Source organism: Pseudomonas sp. BW7P1, from assembly GCF_024981055.1.
Taxonomy (GTDB): domain Bacteria; phylum Pseudomonadota; class Gammaproteobacteria; order Pseudomonadales; family Pseudomonadaceae; genus Aquipseudomonas; species Aquipseudomonas bananamidigenes.
The window spans coordinates 3286825-3305712 of sequence record NZ_CP103374.1; the positions used below are offsets into that span (position 1 = coordinate 3286825).

Genomic DNA, 18888 nt, shown 5'->3' on the forward strand with positions numbered 1-18888 from the left:
AAAGAGAGAGCCGCCATGTCGCAGAGCGCCGCTGCCGCCCAGACCATCGATGACGGTAAAAACGCCGTCTACAAACGCATCACCCTGCGTTTGATCCCCTTCATCTTCATCTGCTACCTGTTCAACTACCTCGACCGGGTCAATGTTGGATTCGCCAAACTGCAGATGCTCGACGCGCTGAAATTCAGCGAAACCGTGTACGGCCTCGGTGCCGGTATCTTCTTCATCGGCTACGTGCTGTGCGGCGTACCGAGCAACCTGGCGCTGACCAAATTCGGTCCACGGCGCTGGATTGCGCTGATGATGATCACCTGGGGCACACTGTCGACCTGCCTGCTGTTCGTCACCACGCCGACCCAGTTCTACACCTTGCGCCTGTTCACTGGCGCGGCTGAAGCCGGGTTCTTCCCGGGCGTTGTGCTGTATCTCTCGCAGTGGTTCCCGACCTTCCGCCGTGGCCGGATCATGGCGCTGTTCATGTCGGCGATCCCGGTGTCCGGCCTGCTCGGCAGCCCGTTTTCCGGCTGGATCCTCAATCACTTCGCTGCGGGCCAGGGCGGTCTGGCCGGCTGGCAGTGGATGTTCCTGCTGCAAGGCATTCCGACCGTGGTACTGGGCGCGCTGGCTTATTTCCTGCTCAGCGACAACTTCGCCAAGGCCAAATGGCTGACCCCGCACGAGCGTTCGGTGCTGGAAGCCGATCAGGCCGAAGACCTGGCGAACAAACCGAAAACCACCTCCGATTCGCTGATCGCCGTATTCAAGAACCCGGCCATCTGGGCCTTCGGCCTGATCTACTTCTGCATCCAGAGCGGCGTGTACGCGATCAACTTCTGGCTGCCGTCGATCATCAAGAACCTCGGTTTCAGCGATAACCTGGTGATTGGCTGGTTGAGTGCGATTCCGTATCTGCTGGCGGCGGTTTTCATGCTGGTGGTCGGGCGTTCAGCGGACTTGCGCAAGGAGCGTCGCTGGCACCTGGTCGTGCCGATGCTGATGGGCGCCATCGGCCTGCTGATTGCGGTGAACTTCGCGGCGAATCCGGCGATTGCGATTCTCGGTCTGACCATCGCGACCATGGGCGCGTTGACCGGTTTGCCGATGTTCTGGCCGGTGCCGACAGCGATGTTGAGCGCGGGCGCTGCGGCGGGTGGTCTGGCGTTGATCAACTCCATGGGGCAGATGGCCGGGTTCCTGAGCCCTTATCTGGTGGGTTGGGTCAAAGACAGCACCGGCTCGACCGATGCGGCGTTGTATCTGCTGGCAGGCGTGATCGTTGGCGGGAGTCTGCTGGCGTTGCGGATGACGCGCACGTTGCGGGCCTGATTATTGGCAGACACACAAAAACGGCCCGATTCGGGCCGTTTCTCGTTTAGCTCGTTCCCACGCAGAGCTTGGGAGCGATCAGGCTACACCGGCGTTTCTGCCTTCAGTTCCAGATTATCCAGCACCCGATTCACCGCCAGTTCCGCCAGCATGATCAGTTGCCCGATGCCCAACAGCACATGCCGCTGCGGCGCATCGGTCATCCCGGCGAAATCGCTGGCCATGGTTTTGGCGGAGGTCAGGGTTTCGCAGGCGTCGGCCAACAGTTCTTCGCTCGGGATGCCGGGGGCGATGAGGTAGCGGGTGTTGGGTTTGAGCAGCGGTTTTCTGGGGTGGAACAGGTTGAGGTAGTGATCGAGGGCGCGTTCGGCGGCTTCGTGGAATTTCTTCGAGTCGAGGGTTTCGTAGGGGGACGTTGAATCGGCTTCGGGTGGGTTGGGTGTTGGTTTGATCATGGCAAAACTCCTAAGGCGCTTATTGGAGCCACCACTCTCGCTACCAAACGATGGTGGTGGCCAGACGCAGGTTGGTAGGCCGGGCCTTAGGAGAAACGGCGCACCCGAAGGTGCCCTGCGAATGACCACCATAAAATAGAGACGAAAGGCTCTACAGAATGGAGCACTCTGCACTTAAAGACCCGGGCTACCAAACCCGATCGCTGTTTTTCAGCGACGGAGCAACGATAAAATCCGGCCTGTAAGCGCACAAGCCGGCGGATTCTGGCGCAGTCGTAGGCAGCGGCGCAAGGTTGTGTAGCCCGGGGTGCGTGTCTGAACGTGTCCTTTAAACGCCACGATTAAACATTCACAAAATCCCCGTTTTTGCATCCAGTTCCAGCACCAAGCCTCCCGGCATCTGCACAAAAATCTGCCAGATCCCGTCCTCCGGCACCTGCGCCACCTGATACGGCAACCCACTGCTCTGCACCCGTTTCAAAACCACCGCCGCATCTTCATCGGTGCGAAACGCAATGTGACTCAACGCCGCCTCATCCAGCGCGGGCTGCTCAATCACATGCACCAGCGCCTCCCCGTCCTGATACAGCCACCGCCCGGGAAACGGAAACGGCGGCCGGCGCCCCGGCGTCAGTCCCAATAAGGAATTGAAAGCGTCCTGAATCGGCTGCCCGTCCGGCGCATTGAACGCCAGGTGATCGAAGTGCCAAGTCATAACAATCCACCTCCGTCGACGTCGATGATGCTGCCACTGATAAAGCCGTTTTCCATGACCAGCATAAACGCGGCAGCCAGATCCTGTGGCGTCCCGACCCGGCCCACCGGCAACGCGGCCGAGGTGCGGGCGAACATCGCGTTGCGATGACTTTCGTCCATGCCGGCGTAGGCTTCGGTGTCGGTCACGCCGGGGCTGATCACGTTGACCCGGCGCGGCGCCAGTTCCTTGGCCAGTTGTTTGGCAAGGGATTCAAGTGCCGCGTTCAGGGTGGTCTTGATGAATTGTCCGGCGACGAATTTGCGCGACAACAGACCCGAGGTCAGGGTGATGCTGCCCCGCTCGCTCAGGAACGGCAGCGCCGCTTGAATGGCGCGCAAGCTGCCCCAGAATTTCACGTCGAACGCCTGCTGAGCCTGGAGCAGATCGCTGTCGGCCAGCGGCTTGGCGCTGACGCTCGGCCCTGCAGTAATCACCAGATGATCAAAGGCGCCGATGCTTTCGAACAGTTGACGCAGCGAGGCGTCATCAGTGACATCGGCCGTTTCGTGACGGACACCGTCATGGGTTTCGGAGGTTTCGACACGGCGCCCGACCGAATAAACACGGGCGCCACGTTCAGCAGCGTTCGACACGACAGCGGCGCCAATGCCGCTGCTGCCGCCGATGACCACAACGGTCTGGTTGTCGAGTGGTTTCATGAAAGTTCTCCGGTAGGCTTAAGGAGATTGCATCTTCCTCGGTTGCCAATCGAAGAAAAATCCCGGTAAATCGGAAGGATACTTAAAGGATTTTTACCAATGAGCTCGATCCTCGACCTGGAAATCTTCGTCCGCACTGCCGACTCCGGCAGCATTTCCGCCGCCGCCCGGGCGCTGGAGCTGACCCCGGCGGCGGCCAGCATCGCCCTGAAACGCCTGGAAACCCGCCTCGGCATCCGCCTCTTCGCCCGCTCCACCCGCAGCATGCGCCTGACGGAAGAAGGCCGGCGCTACCTGGAAAGCGTGCGTCTGGCACTGGCCACTCTGGCCGAGGGCGAACAAGCGCTGAAGCAGCAGACCGAAGGCCTGAGCGGCGTGCTGCAACTGGCGGCGCCGTCGGACTTCGGGCGCAATGTGTTGCTGCCGTGGCTGGACGATTTCAAGCGCGAGCACCCGCACATTCAGCTGCAATTGCTGCTCAACGACCGGCATGCAGATCTGTTTCGCGAGACGGTGGACGTGGCGCTGCGTTTTGGCGTGCCGAGTGATTCGACGCTGGTGGCGTTGCCGATTCTGCCTGAGCATCGCCGTGTGGCCTGCGCCAGCCCTGCGTATCTGGAACGCCACGGCACACCGCAAACCCCCGCCGGACTGAGCGAACACAGCGCCCTGCTCTACCTGCGCAATGGCCGGCCTTACAACACCTGGCGTTTCCATCGCGAAGACGAAACGGTCGAGGTCGAAGTACGCGGCGACTACCTCAGCGACGACGGCGAAGTCGCCCGCCGCTGGGCGCTCGCCGGGCACGGTATCGCCTACAAGGCCTGGCTCGACGTGGCCGAAGACGTGCGCGCCGGGCGGCTGGTGACACTGTTCGATGACTGGCACGGCGAGAGCGTGCCGTTCAATCTGCTCTGCCCGCACCGGGTGCAGGTGTCGGAACGGGTGAAGGTGTTGCAGGCATTTTTGCGCGAGCGTTGCGAGAGGCTTTGCGATTAGAAGAAAATCCGTAAATTGATGATGGTACGGAATTATTGGCTTGACCGTTCAATCCCTGGATCTCCAAGGATTGAACGGATAGAAGTATGAATTTTGCCAGTGCCCCTTGGTTCCAGTAACAGGTGTCAGACTAGTGTCAGACACCATGACACCCAAGGTTCACTCGTTATAACTGCGTAGAAAGTGTTATTAGCGCGGATTGCTCTACCGTAATCCCCAATAAGGATGCAAGTCCACACACTGTAACCCCTAGCAGGAACTTGATAAACGCGCAATATATCTCTTATAAAATCATTATTATAAGTTGTGACACCTCCCAAGGAGTTCATCCATTCGATCGATTGTTCAATAGGAAGTGGTGTGGGGCTTATATGCAGTTTGTATTTATTGGTCACTACGACAAGGAAAGACAAGGTTGTTCCTTCCTGATCGGTAACATACGCAGTTGCAACACCATTTTTTAGCCCCACAAACTTGCCCTCAGCGGTGACAGGAGCAATCAATGGTTCGGATGACGCCCAGTCATACGGCGGGACACCTCCGATTGGAACCCGAACGCCGGTATTGCCAATCGAGTCCTCCCCTGTTTTCGGCCACCCATCCACTCTCACCGAAAACCCGTTCAGTTTCATCTGTGTCCGATCCATGCTGAAAGCCAGTCGCCTGATCGTCCAAGGCTCGGACTCAAACTGATTCCCGGTTTTTTCCTTCACAGTGAAACTATGCTGCCCTTCCGCTATTGGTATAAACGTGCTCTGCCATTTGTAATTCGTCCCGACAGTCACTTCCCCTTTAAACGTGCCCGCATCGAAAACTTGCAGCACAACACCCGCCAGCGCAGACCCCGACAACATCACCTTGTTGTCGGAAACAGTCCCGCCATTCTCCAGTTCCACGTTGAACGAGTTCTTCATCGAAGTTATCACGGGTTTCTGAATGACCCGTGCCCGTGCATTTTTTGAGGTGGCATTAACTTCATTCCCACGAATACATTCGTAAAGAACCTTGACCGTACTGTCGGCAATCACCTTGGCATTGGGGATCATCAACCGATGGGTAAACGGAAGCCTTGTCACCGAAGTGTCAACCACGTGTTCAACCACGCTTCCGGCACTGGGTGTCGCGGTGTACCTCACCCTCAAGGTGTCTCCGCTTTCCCAGCGCGGTGCAAGAACATGAACTTGAATGGTCAGATCCCGAGTGCCGAGCTTGTTCAAATCGATGGTGTCCGGCTCATCATTGGGATCGTCCGGGTCCTCGGCGATGTCGGGAGCAGCCATCCGGGCGCCCTTCAGATCAATCACCAGACGGATCGGCTTCGACCAGGGAGAGGTCGGGTCCGCCCCGTTGGTGAGTTCGTCCTCGACCGTAAAGTCAAAAGCGGCTTGCGGATTGTCGCCAGCGGCTTCGAAAAAGGCTTTATCGAGCAACATCCCGATGATGGTCGGCTCAGTGGTCGGTGTGGAGGGGGCCTCATCCGGATGGACCACATGAGTAAGAACATGGCCGTTGCAGCGCAGCGAGATTTTGTCGAATGCCCGGCAATACGGGTATATGCAGTACGCCTGCACACCCTGCGCCGCGCGCTCGGCATCGATGCCGTCGTCAATCACGTCTTGCGGCAGGATGAGTCGAAGCTCGGAATGCCCTTCGTCCCCTTTGATCTTGTCTTCGATGCCTGGGCGGATTTTGTTGTACTTGATTGCAAGGGGCGGTTCATAAGTTTCCTCGCTACTATCAAGGCGCCGGGCCGTGTAGTTGAGGGTATTCAGCCGATCGGGAAGCAACAGATTGTGGGGAATGTACAGCGTCGTATCAGACGACGTGGTCTCGGTCTGTTCACTGGTGATTTTCTCCACACCGTTCAGATTCAGAAACACCGTCATCTTGGGTTCCTGGCCCAGCAAGGCGGGAACAATGACCGTGGCCCCCCGAGGTTTATCGTCATAAAAACGAATGGCAAGACCATAATCCGCACCCGCAACATTTTCCTTGCCGTCGGGCAACCGAGGCGCATAAAGATTGATTTCGTCGCCAGCTGCTAACACTTGATCAATTGGTTCGGTGGCCATGAGAACGCTCCAGATTTTACGAAATGTGTCGGCATTTTTTGCTCGCACCGTCAGAGCAGATCAGACGCCATTCACAGGAAAAATACCTACTGTCAGATCTGACAGTGGCGATGAACGGTAGGTATATCCGCGGCGGTTACGGGGCCTCTGCTGGATAAATTCACTTTGCCGCGCCGGATGCTTCTGGTATTTGATGGACGCTTTCCCACCGACAAAAGGATTTCGGCATGAGCTATCGCACACTGGGTCACTCGGGGTTGCAGGTGTCCACCCTCACCCTCGGCACAATGATGTTCGGCGAACAGACCAGCGCGGAAGACTCGCTGCGCATCATCGACAAGGCCTGGGATCAGGGCATCAATTTCATCGATACGGCGGATGTCTACACCAACGGTCGCTCGGAAGAAATCGTCGGCGAAGCCATCGCCCGTCATCGTCATGAATGGGTGCTGGCGACCAAAGTCGGTTTTGGCCCGGTGGATGGCGTGCCGAATCGCAGCGGTCTGAGCCGCAAGCACATCTTCAATGGTCTGGAGGCCAGCCTGACCCGACTCGGCACCGACTACCTCGACATCTATTACCTGCACCGCGAAGACCACAACACCCCACTGGAGGTGACGGTGTCGGCCATCGGCGATCTGATTCGCCAGGGCAAGATCCGTTATTGGGGCCTGTCGAATTATCGCGGCTGGCGGATTGCCGAGGTGATTCGCGTGGCGGACAAACTGGGTGTCGATCGCCCGGTGATCAGCCAGCCGCTGTACAACATCGTCAACCGTCAGGCCGAGACCGAGCAGATCACCGCGGCCCAGACTTACGGCCTCGGCGTGGTGCCTTACAGCCCGCTGGCCCGTGGCGTGCTCAGCGGCAAGTACGCACCGGACGTGACGCCGGACGCCAACAGCCGTGCCGGGCGCCAGGACAAGCGGATTCTGGAGACCGAATGGCGCGTGGAGTCGTTGCGCATTGCCCAGCAGATTCAGCAGTACACCCAGGAGCGCGGGGTCGGGATCGTCGAGTTCGCGATTGCCTGGGTGTTGAACAACGGCGCGGTGACGTCGGCGATTGTCGGACCGCGTACGGAAGAACAGTGGGATGCCTACACCATGGCGCAGGCGGTGAAGATCACGGCGGAGGATGAGGCGTTCATTGATTCGCTGGTGACGCCGGGGCATGCGTCGACGCCGGGGTTCAATGATGTGAGCCATTTTGTGTCGGGGCGTAAACCGCGTCAGCCTTAAGCACCTATGCTTCGACACAGGTCCTGCTCTCGCGGGATCTGTGTCGAATGTTGGAAATATCGATCACTCGACCAATATTCAGCACAAAAACCACGTATCCTGCGCGCCCCGTTTGCCCATCACCCCCGCGAGGACAGTTTGTCTAAAGGTATCGCTCTCTCGGTAACAGCCTCCACACTGTTTGCCGTCATGTATTACTACACCTCGTTGCTCACTCCGCTGAGCGGCGTGGAAATCTACGGTTGGCGGATGCTGCTGACCGTGCCCTGCATGACCCTGTTCATGTTGTTGTCCGGTGAATGGCGGCGTGTGCTGGAGCTGCTGCGCCGGGTTGCGCACTATCCGAAGCTGATCGGTGGCCTGATCCTCTCGTCGGCGCTGCTCGGCGTACAGTTGTGGCTGTTCATGTGGGCACCGCTCAACGGTTACAGCCTTGATGTGTCGCTGGGCTATTTTCTGTTGCCGCTGGCCATGGTGCTGACGGGCCGCATCGCTTATGGCGAAAACCTGTCGTACCTGCAAAAGATCGCGGTGTTTTTTGCCAGCCTCGGCGTGCTGAACGAGTTGTATCAGGTCGGCGGGTTCTCCTGGGCGACGCTGGTGGTCGTCATCGGCTATCCGCTGTACTTCGTCCTGCGCAAACGCCTGAAGGCCGACAACCTCGGCGGCCTGTGGGTCGACATGACCCTGATGCTGCCGGTGGCGTACTGGTTCGTGCACAGCGGCGAACAGGGCTTCGGCGTGTTCGATCAATACCCGGCTCTGACTTGGCTGATTCCGTTGCTGGGCCTGATCAGTGCGTCGGCACTGGTGGTGTACATCATCGCCAGCCGTTTGCTGCCGTTCAGCCTGTTCGGTCTGCTCAGTTACGTCGAGCCGGTGTTGTTGCTGGGGGTGGCTCTGTTGCTTGGCGAGAGCATCAAGGCTGGCGAATGGTTGACCTATATCCCGATCTGGCTCGCGGTGGTGGTGCTGGTGTTCGAGGGGTTCAAGCACCTGATGCGCCAGCGACGCCCATAAGACGTGCAATAAAAAGCCCGGCCTGCACGATGGCAGGCCGGGCTTTTTTACATCTGCAGGTTACTCGGTGGCGAGTACGCCACGACGCACCTGGTCACGCTCGATCGATTCGAACAGCGCCTTGAAATTGCCTTCGCCGAAACCATCGTCGCCTTTACGCTGGATGAATTCGAAGAACACCGGGCCCATCAGGGTTTCCGAGAAGATCTGCAGCAGCAGGCGCTTGTCGTTCTTGTCCGAAGCGCCATCGAGCAGGATACCGCGCGATTGCAGTGCTTCAACCGGTTCGCCATGGTTCGGCAGGCGACCTTCGAGCATTTCGTAGTAGGTGTCCGGCGGTGCGGTCATGAAGCGCATGCCGATCTTCTTCAGCGCGTCCCAGGTCTTGACCAGGTCGTCGGTGAGGAACGCCACGTGCTGGATACCTTCACCGTTGAACTGCATCAGGAACTCTTCGATCTGCCCGGCGCCCTTTGACGATTCTTCGTTGAGCGGGATGCGGATCATGCCGTCCGGTGCGGTCATCGCTTTGGAGGTCAGGCCGGTGTATTCGCCCTTGATGTCGAAGTAACGGATCTCGCGGAAGTTGAACAGCTTCTCGTAGAAGTTCGCCCAGTAGGCCATGCGGCCGCGATACACGTTGTGAGTCAGGTGGTCGATGATCTTCAGGCCGGCACCGACCGGGTTGCGGTCAACGCCTTCGAGGAACACGAAGTCGATGTCGTAGATCGAGCTGCCTTCACCGAAACGGTCGATCAGGTACAGCGGCGCGCCACCAATGCCTTTGATCGCCGGCAGGTTCAGCTCCATCGGACCGGTTTCGATGTGGATCGGCTGGGCGCCGAGTTCCAGCGCGCGTTTGTAGGCCTTCTGCGAATCCTTGACCCGGAACGCCATGCCGCACACCGACGGACCGTGCTCGGCAGCGAAGTACGAAGCCACGCTGTGGGGTTCGTTGTTGAGGATCAGGTTGATCGCGCCCTGGCGATACAGGTGCACGTCCTTGGAGCGGTGGGTCGCGACCTTGGTGAAGCCCATGATCTCGAAGATCGGCTCCAGGGTGCCGGGGGTCGGCGATGCGAACTCGATGAACTCGAAGCCCATCAGGCCCATTGGGTTTTCGTATAAATCTGCCATGGTTGGCGCCTCATCATTCTTATCAATTAACCAGAGTTATTTGTCAGTAATGCTGAGGCCGGTGGGTGGCGCACAGGAGATGCCACGCACACTGCGGGCGAGGAAGTCACCGTAGATCAGTTGAAACCCGAATATCTTCATTGTCGACCCAAGGCTCTTGCGGGCGAGGCTTCTGCTGCCAGAAGACGATTATTATTGTATGCGTAACCGGATTCTACACAGCGTAAAACAGGTTGTCTGCCCTCTCTATAAAATCCGCTTTTTTCCGCCCGGTGCAAGGGGTTTGTTGCACAGCCAGATGCCGGTCAGAATCAGCACGCCGCCCAGGCACATGGACATCGTCAGCTGCTCGCCCAGCAGGACGGCACCGGCCAGCACGGCGGTCAGCGGATTGAGCGCAATGAACACGCCGGAGCGGGTAGCGCCGATTTTGCGGATGCCATCGTAATAACCGATGTAGGCCAGGGCCGATCCCAACACCCCGAGATAGATCAGACTCAGCCACTGCGTCATCCCCAGATCCGCCACCGCCGCCCCGCTCACTTCGCCGCGAACGGCAGCCAGCGCCCAGAGCATCAGCGTGCCGAGCAGAATCGAAAAGGTCACCGTCTGTAACGGACCGATGTTCTGGTTGAGGCTGCGGGAAAACAGCGAATAAACACCCCAGCTCAACACGCAGCCGAAAATCAGCAGATCGCCGATCCAGGCGCCTGGCGTCGCGGCCAGCAGTTGCGGATTACGGCTGATGATCACCACACCGGCACCACAGATGCAGATCAGAATCCCGAGGACTTTCAGTCGACTCAGACGCTCCTTGAACAACAGCCAGGACGCCAGGCCAATCACCGCCGGATTCAACGCGACGATCAGCGAGGCACGCGACGCATTGATGTATTGCAGACCGTAAAAAAAGCACAGGTTGTAAAAGAAAATCCCGAAGAAGCCCAGCAATGCCAGTTGCAGCCATTGCACTGCAGTCGGCCGCGCAAAAGGAATCCGCGCCAGCCGCAAAAAACCGAGCAGCGCGAGGCTGGCCAGCAGGAACCTGAGACTGGCGGCGAGGATCGGACTCAGGCTGCCGGCGAGAAATCGCCCGGCCACCCAGGTCCCGCCCCAGATCATGCTGACCATGGCGAGGTTCACATAGACGGGCAGGTCCGAGGCCACCGGACGGATTGATTCATGACTATTCATAACGCGCTCGACGACGAAACTGACGGATGCCGTATCATTCGAGTAATTGTCGATCATCGTAAAATGAGCTCTTACTCATGACTTTGACCCAGCTCGAAATCTTCTCTCGGGTGGCCGAACTGCGCGGCTTCACCCTCGCCGCCCATCGTCTGGGGATTTCCCAGTCAGCGGTGTCCCATGCCTTGAAGTCACTGGAGCAGGAACTGGGCGTCGAATTGTTTCGCCGGCATCAATCGCAGGTAGAGCTCAGCGATATTGGCCAGCAATTGCTGCTGCGCGCACGGGCGATGCTCGGGCTGGCCAACACATTGCGCCAGGAAGCCGCCGATGCGCGCGGGCTGAAAAGCGGCACCTTGCGTATCGGTTCGTTCGGCCCGACTTCATCGATCAGGTTGCTGCCGCGCATCCTCAGGCATTTCCGCCAGGCGCATCCGGGTATCGAGGTGCATATCGACGAAGGGCCGGATCGTCAGGTGATTCAGTGGCTTGATGAACGACGGATCGATATCGGCTTCGTGGTGCTGCCCGAAGAACGCTTCGATACGTTTGATCTGATGGAAGACCAGATGGTTGCCCTGCTTCCGCCGGGCCATTCTCTGGCGGCACGAGCGGCGCTGAACCTGAAAGACCTGTGCAACGACCCGTTCGTACTCACCGGAGCCGGCTCTTCGGAACTGGTCTCGCGACTGTTCAACGCGGCAAGGCTGAGCCCGAATATCCGCTACAGATGCTCGCAACTGCTGAGTACCCTCGATACCGTGAGTCGCGGCGATGCCATCACGATCGTTGCCGAAGGTTCACTGCCTGACGAACCGGAACCGGCTTATTTGAAGAAGCCGTTATCACCAACCGTGCATCGACACATCGGCCTGGCTGTGCTCGATCAACGCCAGGCCTCTCCCGCTACCTTGGCTTTCATCAAACTGGCGACAACATTGAATTTCCGTTGAGCGGCGCAAGCTCCAGCGGCCATCTATCATGGGCACAGACCCAACGTTTTCCGGAAGGTGCAGCCTGGCCCCGCCTGCAATCGAGCGCACCACACCTTCGTGACAGGATGCCCCCATGCCTCTGACCGCCAGGCCCCGCCGCAAACGCAGTACCCGAATCATCGTGACGCTGTTGTGCGGTTTGCTGCCGATCATCATCGGCACCGTCATTCTTCATATGCAGGCCGAACGCACGCTGGAACAGAGCGCCCGGCAAACCGCAGAGGAAGCCCTGCGCCAGTTCGATCTGATGCTCGACAACACCGCCCAGTCTGCCCGCGAGTTGCTGCCGCTGGCGGGCCAGAGCTGCGAGGACGTCAAACTGGCGTTGCGCGAACAGGTCACCCGCCGCCCCTTTGTGCGCTCGACCAATCTGGTGTGGGACAACAACCTTTATTGCAGCTCGCTGTTCGGCAACTTCAAGGAAACCGTCAATCCGGGCGACTACGCCCAAGGCAAGTTATGGCTCATGAACGGCAACCCGGTGACACCCGACACTGCACTGCTGGTGTATCGACTGAGCGATGGCCGGGCTGGCGCGCTGACGACGCTGGACGGCTATCACTTGAGCAACATTCTGCGGCTGATTGGCCGGCAGACATTGTTGTTGCTGCAGGTCGGCAACAACTGGCTTTCTGCCGACGGCAAGGTGCATCAAAGCGTCCTTCCAGAACTTCCTGTGGCCCAGAGCACGTTGAACTCTCCACACTATGCCTACACGGTGAGGGCCGGTTTTCCCGAACATGAAACCTGGAATTACATGAGCGACGAATACCCGCCGTTGTTCAGTCTGTTGATTTTCTTTGGTGCGGTTTCCGGGGCGATCGGTTACATCGTGCAGAACCGTGCGACCTCCCCCAGTCATGAAATGCTGCGCGCGCTGGAGTCGGGGGAGTTCATTCCCTACTTTCAACCGGTGGTCTATGGCGACAGCAAACGCTGGTCGGGCTGCGAAGTGCTGATGCGCTGGAATCATCCCAAGGAAGGCCTGGTACGCCCTGATCTGTTCATACCCTTCGCCGAACATTCCGGCTTGATCGTACCGATGACCCGTTCATTGATGCAGCAGACCGCCGCGCTGCTCGGGCCGCTGTCTGCTTCCTTCGAGGCCCCCTTCCACATCGGTATCAACATTACGGCCAGTCACTGCCACGACCTCGAACTGGTGGAAGATTGCCGGGAGTTCCTGGCGGCGTTCGCACTCGGCAGTATCAACCTGGTACTCGAGTTGACGGAACGGGAACTGATCGAGCCCAGCGACATCACTCATCAGTTGTTTGCACAACTGCAGGCCATGGGTGTGAAGATCGCCATCGACGACTTCGGCACCGGGCATTCGAGCCTGGGTTATTTGAGAACATTCAATGTCGACTTCCTCAAGATCGACCAGACGTTCGTCGCCATGATCGATAAAGACGCCCTCTCCCGACACATTCTGGACAGTGTCATCGAACTTTGCGCAAAGCTCGACCTGGGGATTGTGGCCGAAGGCGTGGAAACACAAGCTCAGTGCGATTACCTGGCGGCCCATCACGTCAACTTCCTGCAAGGTTACCTGTTCGGCAAACCCATGCCGGCCATGGATTTCATTGAGGCATTAACTCATCATTAACTTGACACGATAAATCCGTGCTTACCGTCGGCACGCACCAAATTGATACAAGACATCGCAGTTTTTTACATAACGAAAACGTCAGGATTTACTCCCGCCGCATTAACTACTACAATTTTTCTTGCCTGTTGCAAGATTGGCAGGTGAGCCACTATCACCGAGTCGCTACAAGGCTCTTGGCTTATAGCTTTGTTTGCGGTTGGTATCAGCCAAACACACTATTGGAGTAAAGATATTGTCCAGACTCGCTGAATTTCGTGCAGCTGAAAAGGCCCTTCAGGAACAGCTCAAGCAGTTGGAATCGCTGAAGAACGACGCCGGGCTCAAGAAAGAAATCGAATTCGAAGAAAAGCTCCAGGGGCTGATGAAAACCTACGGCAAAAACCTGAAAGACATCATCGACATTCTCGATCCGAAATCGAAAAACACCGGCCTGCAACTGGCCACTGCACCCAAGACCCGCCGCGCGCGCGTGGTCAAGGTCTATCAGAACCCGCACACCGGTGAGCTGATCGAGACCAAGGGTGGCAACCATCGCGGCCTGAAGGCCTGGAAGGAACAATACGGTGCAGCCACCGTTGATTCCTGGTTGCGCGGTTAATCCCTCGCAAACATAAAAGCCCTGCGAATGCAGGGCTTTTTTTTGGACAATATCTAACAAATGCAACAATTTCCCGACTCGAAGTTCAGAAACAAACAGACGCTTGCGCTGAACTATGCTTCCGAATGTTGCACCCTCGCTGGGGGCCCAACTTTGTATTTAATCCCTTCAGGTTTCTAACAGAATGAGGATCACCGAACAGCTGACTAAAATTTCAGGCTGTTTCTCGCCGCCATTACTTCCTCCGCGCTGGCCTTGTAAACCTCGGCTTGTCCGGCATACGAAAGTACATAGGCCTTCTGCGCCTCTACTGCGGCGACCAATGTTTGCGACAACACATGACGTCCGTTTTCGGTAATCGTGCAAGTGGTTTCAAGCGCCGCCAATGAACCCAGTGTGACTGGATGAATCTTGTTGCAGACGCTCTGGTAGCCACCCTGGAAAAAGCCCTTCTGCACTGACTTTCGCATTTCCAGCAACACACCTTGCAAATTGACCTGATGACCTGTTTGAACACGCGTCATCGTCAATTCCATCACCATCACCTGATTGCCATCCGCATCGTTTTTTACCGCTCGCTGACGGGAAACTTCCGGCGCTGATTCGGGGAGCGCTTCGACTTGCCAGCCAGCAGGCCAGGTGATGCTCGGCGGATCCGCGAAGGCCGAAGCGGTGACAAGCGACAAGCCGAAGAAAACGAACAGCGATTTGAACGGTCGGATCATTACCAGAAGCACTCGCGGATTGAGCCGTGAAGTGTGAGGGCTCAACTGCCCGCAGGGCAAGCCTGCGCTTTCGGTTTGGCGATGCCGCACCGCATGCGTATCATTGCGCCCATTCACTCGCCCCAATTTGTTACGGAGGGCCCATGAGCCTGCAAGAACTGAACACCTTCCCTGGCGTCACCGCCACCCCGGACAGCGCAACCCGCAACTTTGTCTTCAACCACACCATGCTGCGCGTCAAAGACATCACCAAATCGCTGGATTTCTACACTCGCGTACTGGGTTTCTCGCTGGTGGAAAAGCGTGATTTCCCGGAAGCTGAATTCAGCCTGTACTTCCTCGCCCTGGTGGACAAATCGCAGATCCCGGCCGACGCCGCCGCCCGTACCGAGTGGATGAAGTCGATTCCCGGCATCCTGGAACTGACCCACAACCATGGCACCGAAAACGATGCGGATTTCGCCTACCACAACGGCAACACCGATCCACGTGGTTTCGGCCACATCTGTATTTCGGTGCCGGATATCGTTGCCGCTTGCGCTCGCTTTGAAGAGTTGGGCTGCGACTTCCAGAAGCGTCTGACCGACGGCCGCATGAAAAGCCTGGCGTTCATCAAGGATCCCGATGGCTACTGGGTCGAGATCATTCAGCCAGCCCCCCTGTAAAAGCTGAAAAAGAAAAAACCCCATCATCGCTGATGGGGTTTTCTTTTTTCGGTCCTGGATTTACGCCGGAGCCGAAGTACGGATCAAGTGATCGAAGGCGCTGAGGGAAGCCTTGGCGCCCTCACCCACCGCAATCACGATCTGCTTGTACGGCACAGTGGTCACGTCACCGGCAGCGAAGATGCCCGGGATCGAGGTTTCACCCCGGTTGTCGACGATGATCTCACCACGCGGCGACAGCTCGATGGTGCCTTTGAGCCAATCGGTATTAGGCAACAGACCGATCTGCACGAAGATCCCTTCCAGTTCCACGTTGCGCAGCTCGTCAGTCTTGCGGTCCTTGTACCGCAGACCATTGACCTTTTGGCCGTCCCCGGTGACTTCAGTGGTTTGTGCACTGGTGATCACGGTCACGTTCGGCAAACTGTGCAGTTTGCGTTGCAGTACCGCGTCAGCACGCAGCTGTACGTCGAATTCCAGCAATGTGACGTGAGATACGATACCGGCCAGGTCAATCGCTGCCTCGACGCCGGAGTTGCCACCGCCGATCACCGCTACACGCTTGCCCTTGAACAGCGGGCCGTCGCAGTGCGGGCAGTAAGCCACACCCTTGTTGCGGTATTCCTGCTCGCCCGGTACGTTCATTTCACGCCACCGTGCGCCGGTCGCCAGAATCACGCTCCTGGCCTTGAGGGTCGCGCCGCTGGCGAAATGAACCTCATGCAGCTCGCCGTTCTTGCCCGGAATCAGCTTGTCGGCACGTTGCAGGTTCATGATGTCGACGTCGTACTGCTTGACGTGTTCTTCCAGGGCCACAGCAAGTTTCGGGCCTTCGGTTTCCTGGACGGAAATGAAGTTCTCGATGGCCATGGTGTCCAGCACCTGTCCGCCGAAGCGTTCGGCTGCAACACCGGTACGAATACCTTTACGCGCCGCATAGATTGCCGCCGAAGCACCGGCCGGGCCACCGCCGACCACCAGCACATCAAAGGCTTGCTTGGCGCTGATTTTTTCGGCCTGACGCTCGATGGCGCCGGTGTCGAGCTTGGTGAGGATCTCTTCCAGGCCCATGCGGCCCTGACCGAAGTTCTCTCCATTGAGGTAAATGCTTGGCACGGCCATGATCTTGCGATCGTTGACTTCGTCCTGGAACAGCGCGCCATCGATGGCGACGTGGCGGATGTTCGGATTCAGTACCGCCATCAGGTTCAGCGCCTGAACCACGTCCGGGCAGTTCTGGCAGGACAGTGAGAAATACGTCTCGAAGTTGAACTCGCCCTTGAGCGAGCGGATCTGTTCGATCACTTCGACACTGGCCTTCGATGGGTGACCGCCAACTTGCAGCAGAGCCAGCACCAAAGAAGTGAATTCATGGCCCATTGGAATGCCGGCGAAACGCAGGCTGATGTCGGCACCCGGGCGGTTGATCGAGAACGACGGTTTGCGTGCATCGTCGCCGCTGTCGATCAAGGTAATCTGATGCGAAAGACTGGCAACGTCTTTCAACAGGTCGAGCATTTCACGGGATTTCGCACCGTCGTCGAGTGAGGCAACGATCTCGATCGGCTGGGTGACCCGTTCCAGGTACGATTTCAACTGGGCTTTAAGATTGGCGTCCAACATACGGGCGATCTCCTGACTTTATTTGAGGCGAAAAAAAGCCCGAGCGAATCTCGCCCGGGCTTTTCTATTGGGCGGTGCAGCTTACTTGGGTAGGTGCAAAGTCCCGCCCTGTGTTGCGTGTCTCACAGACTCAGATCTTGCCGACCAGGTCCAGGGACGGAGCCAGAGTGGCCTCGCCTTCTTTCCACTTGGCCGGGCAAACTTCGCCTGGGTGAGCGGCGACGTACTGAGCAGCCTTGATCTTGCGCAGCAGCTCGGAAGCGTCACGGCCGACGCCGCCATCGTTCAGTTCAACGATTTTGATCTGGCCTTCAGGGTTGATGACGAAGGTGCCACGGTCGGCCAGACCTGCTTCCTCGATCAGCACGTCGAAGTTGCGGGAGATGACATGAGTCGGGTCACCGATCATGGTGTATTCGATTTTGCCGATGGCTGGCGAGGTGTTGTGCCAGGCAGCGTGAGCAAAGTGGGTGTCGGTGGAAACGCTGTAGATTTCTACGCCCAGTTTCTTGAACTCAGCGTAGTTATCGGCCAGGTCTTCCAGCTCGGTCGGGCAAACGAAGGTGAAGTCGGCCGGGTAGAAGAACACTACGGACCATTTGCCTTTCAGGTCAGCGTCCGAGACTTGTACGAAGTCGCCGTTTTTGAACGCGGTCGCTTTGAACGGTTTTACTTGGCTGTTGATGATAGGCATTGATGACTCTCCGTCAGGGTTGTGAATTCGATGGGTGAATCCTACCCACTCACTCGACGGATGGCTCATTGGCAAACCTGATGCTGCTGATTTGTTTTCGCTATTAGCTGACTGTATTAATAGAAGAAAACGATATCTACGACGACAACGGCTTATCCGTAATCCGGGCCATCCCGTGAAAAGGGCTTGCTTCAACATAGCGCATGGCAGACTTCATATCCTTCCAGCCCACGTAACTCATCAACGATTTGAGATCCCAGCCACTTTGATGGGCCCAAGTGGCAAAGCCACGCCGCAACGAGTGACTGGTGTAGCGCTCGGCGCAGATCCCTGCACGCTCAAGGGCCTGACGCAACAGCGGAATCACACTGTTGGCGTGCAACCCCTCCTCGCTCAGATTTCCCCAACGGTCGACAGCGCGAAACACCGGGCCGCGCACCAGCGCCGCTTCGGTGATCCATTCGATATACGCCTGCACCGGACATAACTTCAACAGCGCCGGGGCCTGATAGGTCTGCCCCAGGTTTTCCCGGTCGCCTTTGCTGCGCGGCAAGTAAAGGGTGATGCCACTGCCGGCGTGGGCCTGGACGTGCTCGATCTGCACCCGACACAGCTCATCACTGCGAAACCCGCGCCAGAAACCCAAAAGAATCAACGCTCGGTCACGGCAGGCTCTGAGCAGCAACGGCCGATCCTGTTTTTCCCGGGCCTCTTTCATTTCCTGCTCGAGCCAGGCCACCGTCTGCTCGAGATCTTGCAATTGCAAGGGCTCGGCCTGTTTTTCCTGCGCAGGATGCAGCGCGCGAATGCCCTTGAACACCTTGCGCACGACCGGCGTCTTGGTCGGATCGACGAACCCCTGGCTGTTATGCCACTGCGCCAGCGCCGACAGACGCAGTTTCAGCGTATTGACCGACAGCACGCCCGCATGAGCCACCAGATAGCGCGCAACACTGTCCGCCGTCGCGGGCAGAAACCCGCCCCATACCGTCTCGAAATGCTCGATGGCTGCACGATAGCTGCGGCGGGTGTTGTCACGGGTGGCGGCTTGCAGATAGCGATCCAGATCGCTCATGGGCAGGTCTCTCGCAGATGTACTGATTGCAGGATTGGAAAGCG

Annotated in this window: 18 protein-coding genes; 8 read left to right on the forward strand and 10 right to left on the reverse strand. The window is 57.9% G+C overall.

Going from position 1 to position 18888, the window contains the following annotated elements; translation table 11 throughout:
* The first annotated feature begins 15 nt into the window (after window positions 1-15).
* The gene (locus tag NWV16_RS14620) at window positions 16-1326 is read left to right on the forward strand and encodes an MFS transporter (protein ID WP_260519619.1); all 1311 of its coding nucleotides are present in this window, start codon (window positions 16-18) and stop codon (window positions 1324-1326) included.
* Between the two features lie 83 nt (window positions 1327-1409).
* Here NWV16_RS14620 and NWV16_RS14625 read toward each other — a convergent pair whose 3' ends face one another.
* From NWV16_RS14625 to NWV16_RS14635, 3 genes are all read right to left on the reverse strand, one after another.
* On the reverse strand, window positions 1410-1781 hold the full coding sequence (locus tag NWV16_RS14625) for a DUF6124 family protein (RefSeq protein WP_260519620.1): 372 nt from the start codon (window positions 1779-1781) through the stop codon (window positions 1410-1412).
* A 349-nt stretch (window positions 1782-2130) separates the two neighbouring features.
* On the reverse strand, window positions 2131-2496 hold the full coding sequence (locus NWV16_RS14630; protein WP_260519621.1) for a hypothetical protein: 366 nt from the start codon (window positions 2494-2496) through the stop codon (window positions 2131-2133).
* On the reverse strand, window positions 2493-3197 hold the full coding sequence (locus tag NWV16_RS14635) for an SDR family oxidoreductase (protein WP_260519622.1): 705 nt from the start codon (window positions 3195-3197) through the stop codon (window positions 2493-2495). Before NWV16_RS14635 ends, NWV16_RS14630 begins: the two co-directional genes overlap by 4 nt.
* A 99-nt stretch (window positions 3198-3296) precedes the next feature.
* Here NWV16_RS14635 and NWV16_RS14640 point away from each other — a divergent pair, with 99 nt between their 5' ends.
* Window positions 3297-4196: a LysR family transcriptional regulator gene (locus NWV16_RS14640; protein ID WP_260519623.1), complete on the forward strand. Its 900-nt coding sequence runs from the start codon at window positions 3297-3299 to the stop codon at window positions 4194-4196.
* Window positions 4197-4321: 125 nt separating this feature from the next.
* Here NWV16_RS14640 and NWV16_RS14645 read toward each other — a convergent pair whose 3' ends face one another.
* Window positions 4322-6268 carry a hypothetical protein gene (locus tag NWV16_RS14645; protein ID WP_260519624.1) on the reverse strand — a complete coding sequence of 649 codons (1947 nt, stop codon included), beginning with the start codon at window positions 6266-6268 and terminating at the stop codon, window positions 4322-4324.
* Window positions 6269-6495: 227 nt separating this feature from the next.
* On the opposite strand from NWV16_RS14645, the gene NWV16_RS14650 reads away from it, so the two are divergent.
* Together NWV16_RS14650 and rarD are read left to right on the forward strand one after the other, a co-directional pair.
* A complete protein-coding gene (locus NWV16_RS14650) occupies window positions 6496-7509 on the forward strand; it encodes an aldo/keto reductase (RefSeq protein WP_260519625.1) in 1014 nt (337 codons plus the stop codon).
* A gap of 138 nt (window positions 7510-7647) precedes the next feature.
* On the forward strand, window positions 7648-8529 hold the full coding sequence (gene rarD / locus NWV16_RS14655; RefSeq protein WP_260519626.1) for an EamA family transporter RarD: 882 nt from the start codon (window positions 7648-7650) through the stop codon (window positions 8527-8529).
* A 60-nt stretch (window positions 8530-8589) separates the two neighbouring features.
* Here the strand turns inward: rarD and hppD are convergent, their stop codons facing one another.
* Both hppD and NWV16_RS14665 read right to left on the reverse strand, forming a co-directional pair.
* Window positions 8590-9666, reverse strand: coding sequence for a 4-hydroxyphenylpyruvate dioxygenase (hppD, locus tag NWV16_RS14660; RefSeq protein ID WP_260519627.1), 1077 nt, complete (start codon window positions 9664-9666; stop codon window positions 8590-8592).
* Between the two features lie 246 nt (window positions 9667-9912).
* A complete protein-coding gene (locus tag NWV16_RS14665) occupies window positions 9913-10860 on the reverse strand; it encodes a DMT family transporter (protein ID WP_260519628.1) in 948 nt (315 codons plus the stop codon).
* Between the two features lie 77 nt (window positions 10861-10937).
* On the opposite strand from NWV16_RS14665, the gene NWV16_RS14670 reads away from it, so the two are divergent.
* The 3 genes from NWV16_RS14670 (at window position 10938) to NWV16_RS14680 (ending at window position 14062) form a co-directional block, all read left to right on the forward strand.
* Complete coding sequence (locus NWV16_RS14670; protein ID WP_260519629.1) at window positions 10938-11810, forward strand: LysR family transcriptional regulator; 873 nt, start codon at window positions 10938-10940, stop codon at window positions 11808-11810.
* 115 nt (window positions 11811-11925) lie between these two features.
* Window positions 11926-13461: an EAL domain-containing protein gene (locus tag NWV16_RS14675; RefSeq protein WP_260519630.1), complete on the forward strand. Its 1536-nt coding sequence runs from the start codon at window positions 11926-11928 to the stop codon at window positions 13459-13461.
* A gap of 235 nt (window positions 13462-13696) precedes the next feature.
* A complete protein-coding gene (locus NWV16_RS14680; RefSeq protein ID WP_260519631.1) occupies window positions 13697-14062 on the forward strand; it encodes a histone-like nucleoid-structuring protein, MvaT/MvaU family in 366 nt (121 codons plus the stop codon).
* A 206-nt stretch (window positions 14063-14268) separates the two neighbouring features.
* Here NWV16_RS14680 and NWV16_RS14685 read toward each other — a convergent pair whose 3' ends face one another.
* A complete protein-coding gene (locus NWV16_RS14685; RefSeq protein WP_260519632.1) occupies window positions 14269-14787 on the reverse strand; it encodes a DUF4946 domain-containing protein in 519 nt (172 codons plus the stop codon).
* 143 nt (window positions 14788-14930) lie between these two features.
* Between NWV16_RS14685 and gloA the strand changes: the two genes are divergently transcribed.
* The gene (gloA, locus tag NWV16_RS14690) at window positions 14931-15452 is read left to right on the forward strand and encodes a lactoylglutathione lyase (protein WP_065260490.1); all 522 of its coding nucleotides are present in this window, start codon (window positions 14931-14933) and stop codon (window positions 15450-15452) included.
* Between the two features lie 60 nt (window positions 15453-15512).
* Here gloA and ahpF read toward each other — a convergent pair whose 3' ends face one another.
* From ahpF to NWV16_RS14705, 3 genes are all read right to left on the reverse strand, one after another.
* Window positions 15513-17075: an alkyl hydroperoxide reductase subunit F gene (gene ahpF / locus NWV16_RS14695; RefSeq protein ID WP_260519633.1), complete on the reverse strand. Its 1563-nt coding sequence runs from the start codon at window positions 17073-17075 to the stop codon at window positions 15513-15515.
* Between the two features lie 130 nt (window positions 17076-17205).
* Window positions 17206-17769, reverse strand: coding sequence for an alkyl hydroperoxide reductase subunit C (gene ahpC, locus NWV16_RS14700; RefSeq protein WP_016774916.1), 564 nt, complete (start codon window positions 17767-17769; stop codon window positions 17206-17208).
* A 136-nt stretch (window positions 17770-17905) separates the two neighbouring features.
* The gene (locus tag NWV16_RS14705; RefSeq protein ID WP_260519634.1) at window positions 17906-18844 is read right to left on the reverse strand and encodes a site-specific integrase; all 939 of its coding nucleotides are present in this window, start codon (window positions 18842-18844) and stop codon (window positions 17906-17908) included.
* Window positions 18845-18888 lie beyond the last annotated feature (44 nt).